Origin of the sequence: Grimontia sp. SpTr1, assembly GCF_947387585.1 — a bacterium.
GTDB classification, from domain to species: Bacteria; Pseudomonadota; Gammaproteobacteria; order Enterobacterales; family Vibrionaceae; genus Enterovibrio; species Enterovibrio indicus.
This window is the reverse complement of sequence record NZ_CANDOD010000008.1, coordinates 47726-65175: the sequence shown is the minus strand read 5'-3', so window position 1 is coordinate 65175 and position 17450 is coordinate 47726. Positions and strand designations below refer to the sequence as shown.

General features: G+C 48.0%; 14 protein-coding genes and 1 other RNA gene. 5 read left to right on the top strand and 10 right to left on the bottom strand.

Annotated features, from left to right (window positions below; translation table 11 throughout):
• Nucleotides 1-4: 4 nt before the first annotated feature.
• Entirely contained in the window at nucleotides 5-3079 is a 3075-nt protein-coding gene (locus tag QL223_RS12935; protein ID WP_281544996.1) for a M66 family metalloprotease, read from the top strand.
• Between the two features lie 109 nt (nucleotides 3080-3188).
• Here the strand turns inward: QL223_RS12935 and QL223_RS12930 are convergent, their stop codons facing one another.
• Together QL223_RS12930 and QL223_RS12925 are read right to left on the bottom strand one after the other, a co-directional pair.
• Nucleotides 3189-3539 carry an RnfH family protein gene (locus QL223_RS12930; protein ID WP_002536904.1) on the bottom strand — a complete coding sequence of 117 codons (351 nt, stop codon included), beginning with the start codon at nucleotides 3537-3539 and terminating at the stop codon, nucleotides 3189-3191.
• Nucleotides 3532-3963, bottom strand: coding sequence for an SRPBCC family protein (locus tag QL223_RS12925; protein WP_002536903.1), 432 nt, complete (start codon nucleotides 3961-3963; stop codon nucleotides 3532-3534). Before QL223_RS12925 ends, QL223_RS12930 begins: the two co-directional genes overlap by 8 nt.
• A gap of 206 nt (nucleotides 3964-4169) precedes the next feature.
• Here QL223_RS12925 and smpB point away from each other — a divergent pair, with 206 nt between their 5' ends.
• Both smpB and ssrA read left to right on the top strand, forming a co-directional pair.
• Complete coding sequence (gene smpB, locus QL223_RS12920; protein ID WP_002536901.1) at nucleotides 4170-4655, top strand: SsrA-binding protein SmpB; 486 nt, start codon at nucleotides 4170-4172, stop codon at nucleotides 4653-4655.
• 46 nt (nucleotides 4656-4701) lie between these two features.
• Nucleotides 4702-5069, top strand: a transfer-messenger RNA (tmRNA) gene (gene ssrA / locus QL223_RS12915).
• A gap of 117 nt (nucleotides 5070-5186) precedes the next feature.
• On the opposite strand, the gene QL223_RS12910 is transcribed toward ssrA, so the two are convergent.
• From QL223_RS12910 to QL223_RS12900, 3 genes are all read right to left on the bottom strand, one after another.
• Nucleotides 5187-5318 (bottom strand): AlpA family phage regulatory protein, encoded by a 132-nt coding sequence (locus tag QL223_RS12910; RefSeq protein ID WP_281545043.1) that lies wholly within the window; start codon nucleotides 5316-5318, stop codon nucleotides 5187-5189.
• Nucleotides 5319-5432: 114 nt separating this feature from the next.
• Entirely contained in the window at nucleotides 5433-7172 is a 1740-nt protein-coding gene (locus tag QL223_RS12905) for a DUF2326 domain-containing protein (RefSeq protein ID WP_281544995.1), read from the bottom strand.
• 237 nt (nucleotides 7173-7409) lie between these two features.
• Nucleotides 7410-8318 (bottom strand): ABC-three component system protein, encoded by a 909-nt coding sequence (locus tag QL223_RS12900; RefSeq protein ID WP_281544994.1) that lies wholly within the window; start codon nucleotides 8316-8318, stop codon nucleotides 7410-7412.
• A 497-nt stretch (nucleotides 8319-8815) separates the two neighbouring features.
• Between QL223_RS12900 and QL223_RS12895 the strand changes: the two genes are divergently transcribed.
• Nucleotides 8816-9301 carry a DUF2787 domain-containing protein gene (locus tag QL223_RS12895; RefSeq protein ID WP_281544993.1) on the top strand — a complete coding sequence of 162 codons (486 nt, stop codon included), beginning with the start codon at nucleotides 8816-8818 and terminating at the stop codon, nucleotides 9299-9301.
• A gap of 30 nt (nucleotides 9302-9331) precedes the next feature.
• On the opposite strand, the gene QL223_RS12890 is transcribed toward QL223_RS12895, so the two are convergent.
• The 5 genes from QL223_RS12890 to QL223_RS12870 form a co-directional block, all read right to left on the bottom strand.
• On the bottom strand, nucleotides 9332-10921 hold the full coding sequence (locus QL223_RS12890) for a hypothetical protein (protein ID WP_281544992.1): 1590 nt from the start codon (nucleotides 10919-10921) through the stop codon (nucleotides 9332-9334).
• A 290-nt stretch (nucleotides 10922-11211) separates the two neighbouring features.
• Nucleotides 11212-13125, bottom strand: a complete 1914-nt coding sequence (locus QL223_RS12885; RefSeq protein ID WP_281544991.1) for a DNA/RNA helicase domain-containing protein — start codon at nucleotides 13123-13125, stop codon at nucleotides 11212-11214.
• Nucleotides 13126-13139: 14 nt separating this feature from the next.
• Complete coding sequence (locus QL223_RS12880) at nucleotides 13140-13535, bottom strand: (deoxy)nucleoside triphosphate pyrophosphohydrolase (RefSeq protein WP_281544990.1); 396 nt, start codon at nucleotides 13533-13535, stop codon at nucleotides 13140-13142.
• Nucleotides 13532-14362, bottom strand: a complete 831-nt coding sequence (locus QL223_RS12875; protein WP_281544989.1) for an HNH endonuclease — start codon at nucleotides 14360-14362, stop codon at nucleotides 13532-13534. Before QL223_RS12875 ends, QL223_RS12880 begins: the two co-directional genes overlap by 4 nt.
• Nucleotides 14363-14602: 240 nt before the next feature.
• Entirely contained in the window at nucleotides 14603-16324 is a 1722-nt protein-coding gene (locus QL223_RS12870; RefSeq protein ID WP_281544988.1) for a methyltransferase domain-containing protein, read from the bottom strand.
• A 304-nt stretch (nucleotides 16325-16628) separates the two neighbouring features.
• Here QL223_RS12870 and QL223_RS12865 point away from each other — a divergent pair, with 304 nt between their 5' ends.
• Nucleotides 16629-17390, top strand: coding sequence for a DUF2927 domain-containing protein (locus QL223_RS12865; RefSeq protein WP_281544987.1), 762 nt, complete (start codon nucleotides 16629-16631; stop codon nucleotides 17388-17390).
• The last annotated feature ends 60 nt before the right edge of the window (nucleotides 17391-17450 follow it).

Below are 17450 nucleotides of genomic sequence, written 5' to 3'. Positions count from 1 at the left end.
GACGATGAACAAGAAACAGTTAGCCTGCCTGATCCCGGTATTGCTTGCTGGGGCAAGCTGCTCAACAGCCTTCGCCAGCACACCTAGCTCTCAAGCCGTTTACTTCAACCAGAAATCCTTGCCTTCAGATACCCAAGGCTCACTGGCTGCCAGCGTCAGCATGGCGCAGAGCGTGATCATGCCAACCATCCATGGCATTGAAGGTGATCGCCAACCGCATCTGGTCGCACTGCGTAAAGCACTGGTGATCGTAGAGCCTCACACCACTGACGCACTTCAAAACAGCGAGATCGCCATGGTAGTGAAAAACAGCCAGGGCGAAGAAGTGCACCGCACAACCCTGCTGCCACCTTCCGCGCAGCCAAAGCCTGCGGGCCAGATTGATATCGACCTCGATATTGTCGTACCGGAAACCTACGCGCACCGCATCTCGTCACAACAGGCTATTGATGTCATCGCCTATGAATCCGGCAAGGACGCTTTCAAAGCGCTGCTGACCGAGCATGACACCCTCGAAATCGCCACCAGCAACGGCAACTTTGCCTACGACTTCATGCTGCCGGAAGGGGCAGAGCTCGACGGCAAGATCGTCACCTTCTCCTCACAGGCCGGATACAATTCACGCATTCACTACACCCACGGCTCAGACACGCTCTCTAACGGCAACCGCTTTACCTACAACAACGTTGGCGGAAAATGGTTTGCCCAGTCTGATGCCGATTACGGCAAGCTCGTTTACAGCGACAAGGCCTACACAGCGGTCTTGCCCGCAGAAGTGATTGAGCCGGGTTTCAGCCTGACATTCAGCAATGGCGATCAGGAAGGTGTGGTCGAAGGCATTAAAGTCGGCGCTAACACCACACTGATTCTTAACACTGTCGATGTGGGTCTGCTGACGCCACCGCGCGGTGAATTCCGTTTTATGACCGATGAGAAACTGCACCGCGACTACTTCCAGTCTGTGCAGATCAGCAAACTTATCGTGAACCCCTATGCGCCCATCCATCTGGAAGAGATCATGCTGCCGGATGGCCGCCTTCTGGTCGACGTTGACCCAAGCAAAGCCGACGCTTACGGCAGTGATTCCCACTACCGTATTGCCCGTGAACTGATTTCCGCTGGCATCAACAGCGCCAACTATGGCGTGAACAGCCATGACGTGATGAACGGTTCGCAATGGAACATTAGCGCGCCTTACCACGCGGCTCAAGTAACGGTGAACAACTCGCGGGGCAACTACAGTGATGGCATTATCAATCACGGTTTGCTCGGCTCTTATGCCGGTGTGGCATCAGTGGTCAGCTCAACAGGCAATGAATTCAGCCACGAAGTCGGCCATGAGTTCGGCGCAGGCACCCATGCAGAAGCTCACTATCTGGGCGGATTCAAAGGCTCGGTGCATAACAGCTCTACCAAGATCAACTCCACCTGGGGCTGGGATCTGTTTGAAAACCGCTTCCTGCCGAACCTCAGCAAAGCGCGAACCAATGGCTCGTCCTGCTACGAAGGCGAATGCGCAGAACCATTCAACGGACACAGTTTCGGCTGGGGCACCATGGCAGGTGGCTGGCCGCTGCACCCGGCAGGCAATGAATACACACTGCACACCCCTTACGAGCTGAACGTGTTCCAACACTTCATGGAAGGGAAAGCGAGCTTTGACCCCGCCTCCCCAACCGGATTCAGCAAATGGGATGCAGAAAGCCAGACCATGCAGCCATGGGACAACAGCGTGAAGGACGATCTCGCCTTTAATATTGTCACCATCAGCGACAACAACACCTTGAACGAGTTTGGCGCGGAAAGCCGCAAGTTCCACGAACTGTTCGAGAACGCAGACGCTGTTCGCATCAACACAGGAAACGGCTACTGGGCGCGTGATTTTTACCTGCCGACAGACCAAAGCTTCGAAGGCAAAGTGGTGGTGTTCAACTCTTCTGCGGGCTACAACTCACACATCCACTACAACGGTCATTCGCAACTACTGATCAACGGCACCAAATACGCTTACCGCTTTGAAGCGGGTCAGTGGATGGAAGTCGAAAAAGACATCATCGACAAAACCGTGCCGCGCATTCCTGAAAAACAGGGCGTAGCCGTGACCACACTGGTGGGTTACTACGATCCAAGCAACACGCTGCCAAGCTACATCTACCCTGCCCTGCATGGTGCGCATGGCGCTGTGTATGCCGATAACTTCACCGCATCATCGTGCCAGTTGGACGTGCTCACCCAGCAAGGCGGTACCCAGCGCTTCAACCTGCACAACCGACGCTTTAAAGAAGGCTTGATGAACCGCTTCCACGTGAATGTGGAAACCGCGCTTAACCCTTACCGCGCAGAGCTTTACTGCAACGATAAATTGCTTGCCGATATCGCGATTACCGCGCCGACAGTAGAACTTAAAGCAGGCATCGTCACCACAGAGCTTGGCGAAGCGCCGACCCTGACAGGTGTGACAGACGTGACCCTGCAACAGGGCGATAGCTTTGATGCACTGCAAGGCGTAAGCGCGTTTGATAAAGAAGATGGCGACATCACCGCTAACATCCGTATTTCCGGAGATGTTAATACCCAAACACCGGGCGATTACCTGCTGAGCTACAAGGTCACCGACAGCGAAGGCCAGACAGCGTCAGCGACCCGCACCATCACGGTCGAAGCCAGCGCCACATGTATTGCCAGCTGGGAGAAAAACCGCGTGTATGTGGGCGGCGATAAAGTCTCGCACCACGGCGTTGTATGGCTGGCCGCTTGGTGGACGAAAGGAGAAGAGCCGGGCAACACAGGTGAATGGGGCGTTTGGAAACAAACCGACGACGAGAGCTGCGGCAGCACCAACCCAAATCCCAATCCAGATCCGGACCCAGAAGTCACACCGCCACCACCGGGAGAATACCCAAGCTACACACCAGGCGCGGCCTATCAGGAAGGTGACATTGTAAAAGGTCAGGACGGCAAGCTATACCAATGCAAGCCATGGCCAAACTCAGGCTGGTGCTCTAACCCAAGTTATGCGCCGGGTAAAACACCGTTCTGGCAAGATGCCTGGAACCTGCTGAAGTCATACAAATCGTAGTCAATACACAAAAAAGCGGTGGCCAATGACCACCGCTTTTCTCTTTGTTCTTATCTATATTCTTATCCGCATTCTTCTTCACTTTCTTACACGAAAGCGAAGCGCAGATTTACTCGCCTTTACGTAGCGGGTTCACCTTCCCACCTGTCACCGGGTCAGATTTCCCTTCCGCCTTCATACGCTCTGCTCGGCGGCGGCGGATTTCTTTCGGGTCTGCCACCAACGGGCGGTAGATTTCAATGCGGTCGCCGTCATGCACCGTCGCATCCAGTTTCACCAGACGACTGAACACACCAACTTTATTCTTCTTCAGGTCGATTTCAGGGTAGGCATCCAAAATACCCGAGTGGCTGATGATTTCTTCCACCGGCGTATCTGGCGTCACAATCGCCTTAAACACACGTTGCTCATCCGGCAACGCATACATCACTTCAATATGCAGCAACTTACCGTCACTCATAAATGTCTCTCGCCCTGTCGGTGAAAGCCTTCACCATGTTCATCGCCAACTCGTTAAAGACTTTTCCGAACGCCATTTCCACCAAACCGTTGGTGAACTCAAAATCCAGATTCAGCTCGATTTTGCACGCATCCGCATCCAAAGACGTAAAATGCCAGCCACCCACCAGTTTTCGGAAAGGGCCATCAACCAGTTCCATTTTGATTTGCTGACCGTTTACCAGCAGATTGCGCGTGGTAAAGGTTTTGCGGATACCGGCTTTCGACACATCTACCGACGCGGTCATCGCACTGTCATTGGCTTCCAGCACGCGTGAACCGGCACACCCCGGCAAAAACGAAGGGTAAGCTTCAACATCATTAACAAGTTCAAACATCTGCTCTGCACTATACGGCACCAACGCAGAACGGGTAATACGCGGCATAGCGTCTCCTCTCAGGTCGATTCCGGCATCATATCACCAGACCGTATTTTTCCCCAAATTCCTTCAACGTGCCTCCAAACCGCACAAACGGCAACGAACAGGGACACCCGGAAACACCGCCATCGACGGTTTATGGGGCCGGGTGCCTGAAAATCCGATAAAAACTTGTTTCGCCCACCATAACCACTACGTATAATGCCGCCATTATGGTAAAGAAAAACGCAAAGAATAAGGCGGGCAGCAACACGATTGCTCAGAACCGCCAGGCTCGCCACGAATACTTCATCGAAGACGATATTGAGGTAGGGCTAGAGCTACAAGGCTGGGAAGTGAAATCACTCCGTGCAGGCAAAGCCAACATCAGCGAGAGCTACGTGTTCTTCCGCAATGGTGAAGCTTTCATGTCTGGCGCGACCATCACTCCGCTGAATGTTGCTTCTACACACGTAGTGGCAGACCCAACACGCGTGCGAAAACTGCTACTCAAGCGTCGTGAACTCGACAACTTGATTGGCAAAGTGAACCGCGAAGGTTACACAGTTATCGCGCTTTCCATGTACTGGAAACAGTCGTGGGCTAAACTTAAGATTGGTCTGGCGAAAGGTAAAAAACTTCATGACAAACGTGATGCTTCCAAAGATCGCGATTGGCAGCGCGACAAAGCGCGAATCATGAAGCACTCAACCAGATAATCGTTGACGCAGCAGCATGTTATGCTAGTATCTGCGTCCACATTCCGGGGCTGATTCAGGATTCGACAGGATCAAGAAGGCTCGTGGAGCATGCCGAGGGGCGGTTGGCCTCGTAAAAAGCCGCAAAAAAATAGTCGCAAACGACGAAAACTACGCACTAGCAGCTTAATAACCTGCTCAGAGCCTGCCCTCCCTAGCCTCCGCCTGTAGGACGGGGAATCAGGGCAGTCAAACCCAATCAGGATAGCGAGGGAAGCTTTGACCGAAGAGCTGAACCGCGAAATAGAATTTCGGTATGTCTTTTTGTAGCGTGTCTATTCGCAGCACACTGACGAGATTAAAGATAGACTAAGCATGTAGCGCCATTAGTTAGACTGATTTTGGACGCGGGTTCAACTCCCGCCAGCTCCACCAAACGTTTGGGAAAGCGCCAACTCGAAAGAGTTGGCGCTTTTTTGTTTATATAAACAAGCACGGTCTCTAACCTCCATACAAGGCCTGAGCGCCGACCAACTATTCCAAAGCTCAAAGTCATCTGCACGGGAAAAAAGAGGAAGCAATGGACCGACAACCAAGGGACACTTGCCCTGGAAAGTAAATGTCGTTGATATAGTTGTAAATGCTTGAGCGAGAAAGACCCGTTACTGCCATCACCTCTTTCAACCAAATCAACTTAATATGTTGCTTTTACATAAAATCACCTCGACGTTAGTTGCTTCGGAGAGGTGATATATGCTTAAAGAATCATGACTTACAAGCAGTTAGTTAGTGACGTATTTAGAAACGAACTCCAAATAAACCACCGGTTTCTGTATCGGTAATTTTTAGATCAACCAGATGTTCCTCTAAATTAAATCCCTCATGAGAAGACATATCAGGGAGATCATCGGAATTCATAGTTATAATATACTGAAAATCAAACTCTTTCGCCCATTTAGAACCAATATATAAAGCTTTAGCAACCTGGCGTTCATCTACACCATCAAAAAGATAGCTATCATGAATGAGTACACGAGGTCTTCTATCCTCATTGGTCCAAAGTTTCATCATCATCATATCAAAACAGAAGATCTGCATTTTTGACTTTCCGGTACTTTTTTTGCCTTCTATCTCAAAATCAAATTTCGGGCCGTCATCTGTTGGCTCAATAGTAAATCGGCCTGGCTGATCATAAAGGGCTTCGGATATATCACCAAATGTGATAACGGCTTCTTTTATAGCCTCACTTCTTTCTGAATGATCGATCAATGTTTTCTTTTTCAAGGTCCCTTTATCAATCTTTATGTCCGTTTTCTGAACATCTAAGTTTTCTGTAGCTTTCAGCTTTTCCTTTAATAACTCGACTTTAGACTCAGCTTTAGAAAAAATGCCTTGTAGTTTATAAAACTGATCTAAAGCACCGTGAGATTTGAGCAAAGATAGTATTTCTGAACGCTCATCATCTAGGGCCAATTTTTTCTTTTCTCTTTCAAGCATTCGGTGTTTTATAACCTGAATCTCTTCAGACAAATGTGCTTTCCTATTCGCAACAATAGAAGAATGAAATGACATAAATTCATCAAACTTTCTATCTATAACATCTGAAAATTCAATAGCAGCTTGTTCGAAAAGACGAAGAACCTTTGAATTGTCAGGTTCATTTTCTGTCGCAACAGTACGCTCTAAATTCGCCAGCCAATCTCTATCCGTGAGATCCTCAAGACATAGAGCTGACAGTTCTTGAGTTATAATATCAGCTCTTGTTTCTTTCTCTCGATATTCAGGCAAGACCTTAAAATTCTCTAGCGCATTTTTTAACGAGTTTAGCTGGGCACTTTTAAGATGTATCTCTGTAGAAAGTTCTGAAGCACTACCCATAATACCTTTCAATGCACCTTCATTTGATGCTTTGATCAGCGCTTTTACTAATTTTTCTTTTTGGCGAATAGTTTCAAAGTCTCTTACAAGCATCCAATTCAGTTTCAACAAATATGTCAGTGCAACTTGCGACTGCCAACGAGCTTGTTGAGGAAATGTCTTGTCAGGAACATCGAACCCTTTTGACGATCTAGCAAAATAAGAAAATAATAACCTAAATGTAACACTGTGCTTTAATTTCTTTGATGAATTATCAAGGTTAAACACTTGCTCTCCAAGAAAATTAAGCCATGTTTCATTGGTAATGACCAGATTGTTATCTTCTATTGACTTAAATGGAATAACGCCAGACTCATCCTTATTGACTACGATTTTGCTTGGTGAATCTGCTGAACGACTAATCTCAATATTGTTGCCATTAATCGTCATGTCTAACGTAAATGTTCTATCACTAAAGATAGGATTCTTTACTAGGCTATCCTTACGAATATCACTACCCAGTAAAGTATTTATAAGTTCAACGAGACTACTTTTACCTGCCCCGTTCCTTGTTTGTCTATCTGTGGAGCTATCGGTCTTTTCTGCAAGTACGATATTGAGTCCATCATGGAACGAAACTGGTTTGAAAGTGTCAAAATCACTTGTTATTTTATTTAACATTACACTTCCTTTTTATAAAACCATCTTTAAGCTCTATTAGCTTAAGAAGATATAAAAGATCGATTGACAAAATAAACCAATCATAAGAAACATCAGCAACCCTGAGAGATCTTGATAGTATATTTGAATACTCTTCCCAAATTGAACTAATCGTGGATTTATCGCCAATGAGTTCATACACTTCTGCTGATATTGAAATAAGGGACCTTTTGGGAGGCAAGTGTTTTGTTGGAAATATCATTTTGACCATCCTTCTGGCGGATTGTCGAAAATATCACACCGCTCAAAAAAGTAACTCAATACCGCAAGAGATGAAACCTGAGCACCAATAGAGTCTGGGTCATATCCAGCAAACTTTTGAAGATTACTAAAAATGAGGTCAGCTTCTAATCCACTATTCTTTAACTCTAAATAGCGGCTATTAAATGAAGATGCCAGATCATCGCCATAGCTTGGGTCTGGCCACATGGATAACAAATCCTGAACCAACACTTCCTTTGCTCGCCCTGACTTCAGCAAAATCTCCACATCGTCAGAAAGAGCGTTAAATTCAAGCTTATCGACTGAAACTGGTCCCAGAGTGCTGGTCTTACATTTTGTTGTCTGAATGGCTTTTAAAAGCGTCTTGATTGGCTCGTGAGTTAGCCCTGCTAACTGCTTCTCATTCGGCATAAGACCGAACAAATCTATTAAGTGAGACGGGCTAAGAGAAAGAGCGAAATCTTGCAGTATATCTGGCCCCATAACACTTATCTGGATGTTTGGGTTTTCTTCTCTTAACCTCGAAATAACATCCACCGCATAAGGAGGGAGCCCTTCAAACTCGTTGTGAACAAACGTCCATCTGAGAATTTTCCCTTTCCATTTTTCCTTCGCTCCCTCAAAGTCTCCCTGAATCTTGGCAATCAGCTTATCTTTCTTAAAGCCAGAGCTTGGCGCATAGACCTGATAAACATGCTTTTCTGGGTACAAATAACCGTCAGCCTTCCTATCACCCTCTCGGCCAGCAGCCTTGATAGGTAAAAAGTTGTCTGAATACTTCTTTTGCATCAGAGAACAGAAGAAATTTTCATATTCCTGCTCTTTCTTTTCCAAAAGTGCAATTCGAATATCTTTGCCATAAAACGCACGTTGTAACTTATCCATGCTCATCATCAATTCAAAAACTCTCGCCCGTATGAGCCTTTTTCAGCTTATTGCCTTTAATCATCTCGTAGCCGATACCAGAAGAAACGGCCCCTTTTGATGATGAATAGCAACTTGTTGATTTTTTGTTTGGGGAAGACATGCGATCTCGACATGTCTAGGTATTCAGTTATGCAGTCAATTTTATCAGGAAAATATTAGACAGAATAACAATAAAGACAAAACTCAGTTCTTCCTCTAATTTTCATGCGCGACTAAGTTACTAACACCAAAAAACCAGCTTCAGATATATGTCATCGCTGTGAACACTTTTGTTTCACTGCTTAAGGAGCTGTTTATACTGGCTTCTGACTATGATGGTCTTGCATTACATCAATCACTTTGCACTTTGCTAGAGAAGATCCTTTTTCGGTACGAGATTCCCGGCGAAACTTGCCAGGCTGCGTTGAATTGCCGCGATACCAAGCTCTACAAAACAATAAAAGGATTGCCCCCTGATGCTGATCTTTGTCGCGAATTTCTCTTATCGCGACGAAAGCGAAGAGTCGCTCGATGTCGAGCTTTACTTCCATTCACCAATCGTTGGTGATTTCAACTTGACGTTAACGTTGCTGGAGAAGCAAAAGCAGGACGCTCGCCTTTGCGATGGCCGGTACTTGGTCTTCAACTTTCGTGAAAGCAGTTATAGCGCTGAAACTGGTGGCTTTCCCCCCGTTGAAATCGGCATTTGCAAAACTGACAGCGGGACCTGGAACATCGAATACATCACCGACTTTGCTTACGTGGGCAACTATTACCCGGAGCTTGAACGTTGCATCGATTTCGACTTTCGCGTGCAGTCGTTCTTTGCTCAGTACTGTGGCTGGCAATCCATCAAAGGCAATGCTTCTGCTGTTGAACTCTATCAGCTTTGGGAGGCAAATTTCCTGAGCTATGCGGAGATGGAAGTGTACGACGAGGTAACAGTGAGTGCGGAATGCTGAATAAAGCAGAAGGCCAAGTCGGCCTTCTGCTTATTTGTATCTTAACTCGTGCATCGACAGCATCGTGTAGCCAAAATCTGCTGCTTCATCAAACAAAAAGCCTTCATCTAGCTTCCCTCTAACCCAACGCATGCGAATACCTAAGTAACAAGCCCAGGCCACAGCTCGCTTGTAATCAGTCTGTTTCTGATTTTTAGCACAAATTTCAGCAAACTCATTAACCAGCAAGTATTGCTCCTTACCCGCAACATATCTCGCAGCCTCAAATGCTCGCTTGTAGTATTTGTAAGCGGTCGCATCCCTACCTTCTCGATAGTAAAGTCGTGCGAAACACCAATGGGTAAGCCAGGCTAGCTTCTCGTTCAAAGCGTTGGCTTTTAGAATCGCGCCAAACTCATCAATCTCTTTCTTACTTTTCGCATGAGCTTTCAGGTCTAAACCCTGGAAAAATAACTCTCCAAAATGTTTGGGCAAATCAGGCGTACTCATTGAAGTGTAAGCGCTCGCGAAGGCCGCAAAACTGCCCATCTGCCGTCGGGCTACCCTCAACCAATATCGGTCACTACTAAGCTGAGATTTATGAGTTTTACATTTTTCTCTCAGCAATTTTTCAGCAATCTCGATTCGCTCACCCCGACTATTCCAAAAGAGATCGATATACCACCGCATTTCTCTATCGGTGATGCGCTCATCAAGCTCCCCTAGACGATACTTTGTTATGTGGGCGTTTAGACCTGCACATTCTTTATCTATCCTTCGGCACTGACTGCGCACTTGCTTAATCCATGCGAGCATTTGAACAGGCCCATAAACCTTTTCAGCCTCATGAAAAACTTGCGTTGTAAAGCGAGCAACAATCAAAGCAAACTTGCAGCTTTTTTTAAGCTCATCGGAAAAAAGCTCTCTGCCAATTTTTTTGTGTAAATCCACCGATTGTTCGAAATTTTCAAGTAGTTTGGCAACGGAGGGAATCGCCCTCCCTTTGCTCCACTTGATGGCGTTTTCTAGATGTTGTTGCCTTCTGAGGAAGTTCTTATGTTGGTTTTCTGGTGCATCAAAATCATCCTGGACCGTCGGGTTGTGAAATTTGTTTTTCGTTAAACCAGCTTGTTCATATATCCAAGTCCATACATTACCGATAGGTGTTTGGCGCTTAATACTCAATGGCGCTGGCACCCACCATACCCCTGGTGGCAGCGTAAATGAGTTGGTCAAACTGTATATTTGGCTATTCCACGTGATGGAATAAATCGCACCATTGATAAACTCTGCGCTCACATACCAAGAGATTGATTGTTCTTTGTCTAGATAGGTGCCACTTGAGTTGAGTGACTGCCGATAGTCCTCAAGCAGCTCTCGAACGGCGTTCATCATATTAAAACTCAGTCTGTCATCACCAAGGTGCTCTGAAAGCAGCCCTTCTAGCAACAACAATAAATCACCCAAGTTTTTGTTGAGATCACCCTCTTCTCTCGCGAGTCGACGTAACTGTGTTTGTACTGTTTTCTTTTGTGTTTCGTCTTTTATGAAGCCGGAACTGTGGCCTTTTTGTGCAAGGAGCCCTGACCAGTCGATCACCGACTTCAATACGTCACCCAATGTCGGAAAACCAGGAGTCATTTGTTATTTCGCCTTTTTCAAAAAAGGGCCTTATTCGGCCCTGGTTAACTTACTTCTTGGGAGGGAGGACCCCACGTCCACCACCTGATTTCTTGCCCGTTTTAGATGGGAGGTTTCCACCTGGACCAGGGTGGCTGGATGGTCTTCGATTGCCTGAATTCTTTGCCATTGTTAAGCTCCTCAAATTGGATTAACGACAACTCCCTTGAGCCGTCGTTTAGAAGATTAACGAATGTGGCGAAGTAAAGATTTAGGCTTATTGGCGACGAGCTTTAATTTGATAATTTCAATTAGTTACCCACCAAATCATTCATACCGCACACTTTCAAAAACTGATACGTCTCCTCATCCTCGCATTTGATGATCAGACCATTTCTGCCGCGGCTCAGCAGTACGCGATAACTGCCGTAGGTGTAATGATCCTGGTCGCGTCGATACTTGCGCTCTTGAGCGAGTTGTAACACCCCACCTCGAAACACCAAGTCATTACCCCAGTTTAAAAGTGCCAAAGAAAGCTCTAACCCCTGGCTCGCAAATTCCGTGCATGCCGTATTTAACTGACAACAGGAAAGGGTTGATTCGGGTGGTTCCACATACCAAGGACCAACCAGATTGGCGTTCTTAGCTTTCACTTCAGGGATAAACGGACCGCCCTGGCTCGACATCAGCCACCCCATACGAAATGCGTCGGCTTTGATGTTGTCTTGGTGCAACGTCTGCATATGCTCTTGCGCAAAGTTATCCGCTGCGGATTTACTTTTGGTCAGCATCAACGGGTAGTCCAGGCTCAGTGAAGCAGCAACGGCGTTAGCTTGTTGTGCATTACCTTTCAGCACAGCTTCAATCCAACGATCCAGCTCTTCGGTATACGCCTGGCGGATAGGCGTTTTCAAATTAAACACTTCCCTTTGACACACCTGCACTTTTTTCAAGTGGTGCGCATGAAGTTCCGGCATGATGGTCGTGATCCGATCGCCATGTCGATACAGCGCATCTTCCAGCGCCAACAACATGCTTTCTAGTGACATCTCGTTTCGGTAGATAGCTTGGCCATCGCCCACCAGCAACACCAATACACCAAACTCTTTTTGCGCCAACCAATCACAGAAAAGGTGAAGTTCTGATTGCGAGTTCGCATCTCGGTTATTGAGCTTTTCCCATGCTCGCTGCGCTTCATCAAAGACCACGAAGTTTTCTTCGATTTCGTTCCATCGCTCGTGCTGTTTTAAGGTCCGCTTGAAGTTAATCAAGTCTTCGATGAGCACCCGACCATCGAGCGGTAACCCTTTTTTCGAGCGTTTTCCGTGATAGTCCAACGTATGCTGAAGCACTTGCACTAAAGGCCCGTTCCCCGACAAGAAAACCGGCTTACAGTGTTCCGCGCCATAGGTGTTCACAAGATCAGCGACCGCACTAATGCCCAAGAGGGTTTTACCTGCTCCTGGCCTGCCGTGCACCACCACAACGTAACGCTTGCGGTTGGTCTTTGCGTGTTCGTATAGCTTCAGCAAATTGGCTCGCGCATCTTCGATGTTTTCGCCCGCACTGGTTTTCAGTGTCGGTATGGTTTCTTCAAAGAAGACTTGGACCGTCCCATGCAAAATGCTGGGCTGGCGGTAGAAGTTGCCGTGTTGCCAATTAAGTACATCATAGGCTTGCTGAGGTTTGGTCAGCGTATGGATGAGAGCATTTGAAAGGGCTAGCAACACACCATTGTCTGGCATATCGCACGTCACGCGATCATGCTTAAACCCCGTGGCGCCCGGCTTAGTGAGCGCGAGAAAGCAATGCCCCTCAAGGCCGATAGACTCGCTGTGAAAACGGAGCATGGTTTTTAAATCAAACCGGGCACGCCACACCTCATGCTCACTGGCGGCCAGTTTGTGTTTGAACTCAACAACGTACAGATCACCGGTAGGCAGAACTAGGTTTACGTCCGCGGCTCTTTTTCCTCCTTCGCCCACCAGCTCTTGTTCAAAAGCAATCCAGGCTTTAGCCGGGGAAAAACCACTCACATCACAGACGTGCTTGAGGGTGCGTTTCATCACCTCATGCTCAATGACCCACGCTTCTTTCTGTGTGGGGGCGAGCTCTTCCGCCCAAGGTAAGCTGGCGTGAAATTCCACGAGCTGCTCGATAAAGCTCTCTTCATCAACGTGAAAAAACGTTTCCCACGTTCCCGACCAACCCGCTAATGGTTCCATGCTCGCTCCCTGTTTTACTGACGCATGAGTTTTCGGACCGCGGGAATGTCGGCCTCGGCCCAATCCACGTCCATGAGATGTTCTTTCTCCAACCAACGCTGTGCGACATGCTCACTAAGCACAATCTCTGGGCTTTCAACGGCCACCACAAAGCAATGCATGGTGATATCAAAATCTGGGTAGCTGTGCTCAACCGTGGTAAGCAATTGCGGGCCGGTTATCGTGATGGCGAGCTCTTCTTGCAACTCACGAGATATCGCCTCTTCAAGCGACTCGTCCTTTTCGACCTTACCCCCAGGGAACTCCCACTTGTGGCTGATGTAATCGAGCTTCGCCGGGCCACGTTGAACAGCCAGGTAACGATCCTCGAACGTTAAAATGGCGGCAACAACCTCTATGTGCTTTTTCATGCGCCCTCCCCCAACTGCTTGGCTCGCAGCTGAAGTGTCTCGACGTCTTTTTTGTCATCCACAATGTGCATCTTCTTGTGGCAGTTAGGGCAAAGCGCAACGGTATTGGCAATAGTGTCCTCCCCGCCTTTTGCCAGCCAAACGATATGGTGCGTTTCCAGATAAGGGACCCCTTTGGCATTTTCAAACGGGGCCGGTTTTAGGCAAAGCTGACAAATCCCTTTCGCTAAACGTTTTGCATACTCTGCCACCCAAACACTTCGCTCATACTGCGTCGTTGATTGCTGATAAGTGCTCGGCATTTTGCGGCCCTTCTCTGCACGTTCTTTTAAGCTCTCATCAGATAGCTTCTTCGCCTTTTTCACACGTTGACTATCGAGCGCTTGCTGATCCTCACGAGTCACCGCGCGCGAACCCGTCAGTACCTTAAGCGGAAAGACATAGGCTAATCGGCTGTTTCCGCCCTCATCACGCTGAGGCTCTTGATACGGCGCCCCACTGAGCTCAACCTGGCCAACGTAGGTGTACTCTTTGTCGATAAAGACTTCGAAAAGATGCACACCGACACCATTGCTCTCAGATTCCGCCAAGGTTTTGTTTTGAGCGAAGGACAAACTCTGATCACCATTGGTCCCCATACCGGTGTAATGCAGCGTGTCACCTTCCCAACGGTCGTCATAAATCGATTTAACGTGGTTTGAGATGATGACTAGGGTGTTTGTTTGGTGCGCGCGACGCATGCCACCTTGAGGGCTACAGCCAAAGATGTCACAAAGTTGTGCGTTATCGAGTTTGGTACCCTGCTTGAGAGAGGAAATGGAGGTCATAGTTAGCCATGTCGATGATTTTAGATATCTTGGCTAAATAGTAAGGATTTTTAGCGGCACCTGTCATTGAGTTTGGCTGTCACGCTCCACAATTTTCTCCAAAATCTATTCTGTTACCTCACTTTCTACCCAAGCGACAACCCTACCGCCCAAAGACACGCTTTTTGGGGGCTTCCCTTACTTCATCAGGCTGGTATCCGAAAGTTATCAATTACCACTGCTAATCTAATCGGTAGGGCTTCACCACTCCCCCACCAACAAACGGCTCTTAACCCCTGCCACCTGCAATTGCATGGCTTCAAACACCGCCTCGAACTCTCTTTCTTTGGTATGGATATTGGGCAGTGAAAGTGACGCTTCAGTGAAAAATCGCGTTTTGTCCTGCTCGCTGTCCCACGCCAGTCGCCAGAAGTCTAGAATGAGTGGTTTGGCCATTTTCAGTCTTTGTTTGGAAGGGACTTTGTCCCGCTTGGTATTGTTCTCCTGTGAGGAGGCAGGAAACAGGTTCCACCTGTCGTTATTCGGCCAATAGGCAAAGGGCAAGCAGTGGTCTACCTGATAGCTGTCCTGAAGGGGTTTATTACTCCACACACTCACAAGTTTGTGCTTATTTGCGCGCAGGCTATCTATGCGCTTTCTCACATCGCGGGTGTCGCGTTTGGCATCTATCCAAGCCAGACAGTCATGATAAGTCTGTAGGGCAATGTCGCGCCGCTCATTGTGCTTGTAGCGCTTCATTTCTGCTATCCATTGATTCACAATCAGGGGCTCAATCCAACTGGCATAGAGCCGCAGGCAATCCCACAGACTTTCTCCCAGGGTAAACACGCCAAAGCTTTGCAGGAATTCGCTGTCGAGCACAAAGCTTGAAGCGTTTTTTCGCCTGCCGCTTTTTTGCATATCAAACAGACGGTTATTTTTGTCGCCTCGGTAAGTAAAGGTAACTGGTCCTTCATCAATGGTTTTAATGGCATCTTTCAGCGCTTTTTGTAGCGCGGTTGCCTCTTCCCCGATAAATAGTGCACCAATGGCAAAGTCGTCCGGCGCGAGGTGTTTAAGTTCGCCCCAGCCACCGGCTTTCACAAAACCCAGTCCTTTATTGGTGTTGCTGTTTTGCTGAATGCCTAGCCCTTCTCCGGCGTCTGTGTCTATCAGGCGTTTGTATTGACGAATCCAGTAAAGCGCCACCAGCCCGAGCGGGATGGCAACGCGCCCGTCGTATCTGTCTGTGACGGCGCCAGGGTGGGCATCTGCAATGCGGAGTAATGTTCTGAGCAGCGCCAGTTTGTATGTCGCGGATTTGTTGTCATTCACAATAACATGGCGGACAGTGATTAAATCGCCGGATCCGTCATCCGGCAAGGTGAGCACCACTGTCTGCCATTTGACGTTGTCACGCCCAAGGGAGTCATCGGTCACATCAGTTTTCAGCCTGATTTGTAACGCATGATCTTTGGCGAGTTGTTCAATTTCTTCCACTGAGACAGGGTGCGCCGTTCTGGCATCGCCAAACATGCCGTGGCGCAAGGTGATCACCAATCTGCCATTGGGTGCCAGTAGGTTGGCAAGTTTGCGAAATGCCCGAGGGCGGTCCGTAGGGGCTATGTGCATCCAAACCGCTGAAAGCAAGATGCAATCAAAGCGCACACTCAGCTGATTGACCACTTTCAGTTCCGGCAAGGTATCAGAAAGCCAGGTCACAGTAAGTGCCTCGGTTCTTGCCTCTCCGAGTGCGCGAAAAGCATCAGCAGGCTCTACCGCATAGACTGTGCAGCCTTGCTCGGCAAACCTTGCAGCGTCTTGTCCATTACCCGCACCGACATCCAGCACGTTGCAATTTTGGTCATGCCCTGTGGGCCAATGCGCTCTCCAGCTTTCATGAACCTGTTCAAAGGTAACCTGCTGGTACTGGGTATTAAGCTGCTCGGCGTTTTGATCGTAAAACTGGATGTTCCGGTTCATGGAAATGGCAGTTATGAGTGGTTTGTCAATTGTACTGTGTATAGCCTTTTATGCACGGCAAATTAAATGAAAACGCGATGGGGGTTTAAGCGTGCTCACAGACTGATGAAATTATAAAGCGATCAGACTGACCACTCCCCCCACCAGCTAGGAAATCTTAGCTCCGCCCCCAAACAAAAATGTTTTGGACGATGGGATCTGGACATCTCTCCTTCCAACTGGAAACCTTACCCACTGATTGTCATTATTAATCTTGAGTCGTCGTGATTGCGACGACGTTTCTGACTGGGCCATGGAGAGCCAAATGCGAATTCTTATCTGGGGGCTGATGCTGTCACTGCTGTCTTTACCTGCTCTGGCAAAATGGAATGACCCTGAGTATGTCAAAAGGGCATTTAAAATCATTGCCCTCAGCAATGAGTATGACAATCAGCAGCACCCTGTCCGCAAGTGGCAAAAACCGATACGTATCTATATTGACCATCGCGTTGGTGACAAAGAGCTCCACAGCATGCTGGCCAACACCCAAATTGAAGATTTGGTACGGGCAACAGGGCATGACATTAAGGTGGTGAACTCGCCGGAAAACGCTAACCTACGCTTGGTGTTTACCCGTCAGAGCCGCTGGCAGAACGAGACCCGCGAACTGTGGCCGACACAGGAAGATTTTCCGTTCCGCGGTGCTATCTGCATGGCGCATTTTTCTTCTTCATCTCAGGCAGAAATCAAAGAAGCACTGATTGTGATCCCTGTCGATCTCGCCCGCGAACGCGGCAAGCTGTTCGCCTGCGTGGTCGAGGAACTGACGCAGGCGATGGGCCTACCCAATGATTCTGACAAGGTCTTCCCTTCCATCTTTAACGATGGCTCTAAGAACAATGTGATGACAACGCTGGATATCACCTTGCTTCGCTTGCTCTATTCATCAGGTGTCAATGCTGGCATGACAGAGCAGCAGGTGATGCCACTTCTCGATAGCTGGTTTAAGCAAAATCCGAACTGGCTGAAGCAATCGACGGATATGTATCTTAAGAGCAAATTCGTGTCTGAGTTTGGGTTGAATTAGTCTCTCTCCGAGCCGCTTCTCACCAAGAAATTGAGCAAGAAATTGCCCCTGCATGATCTG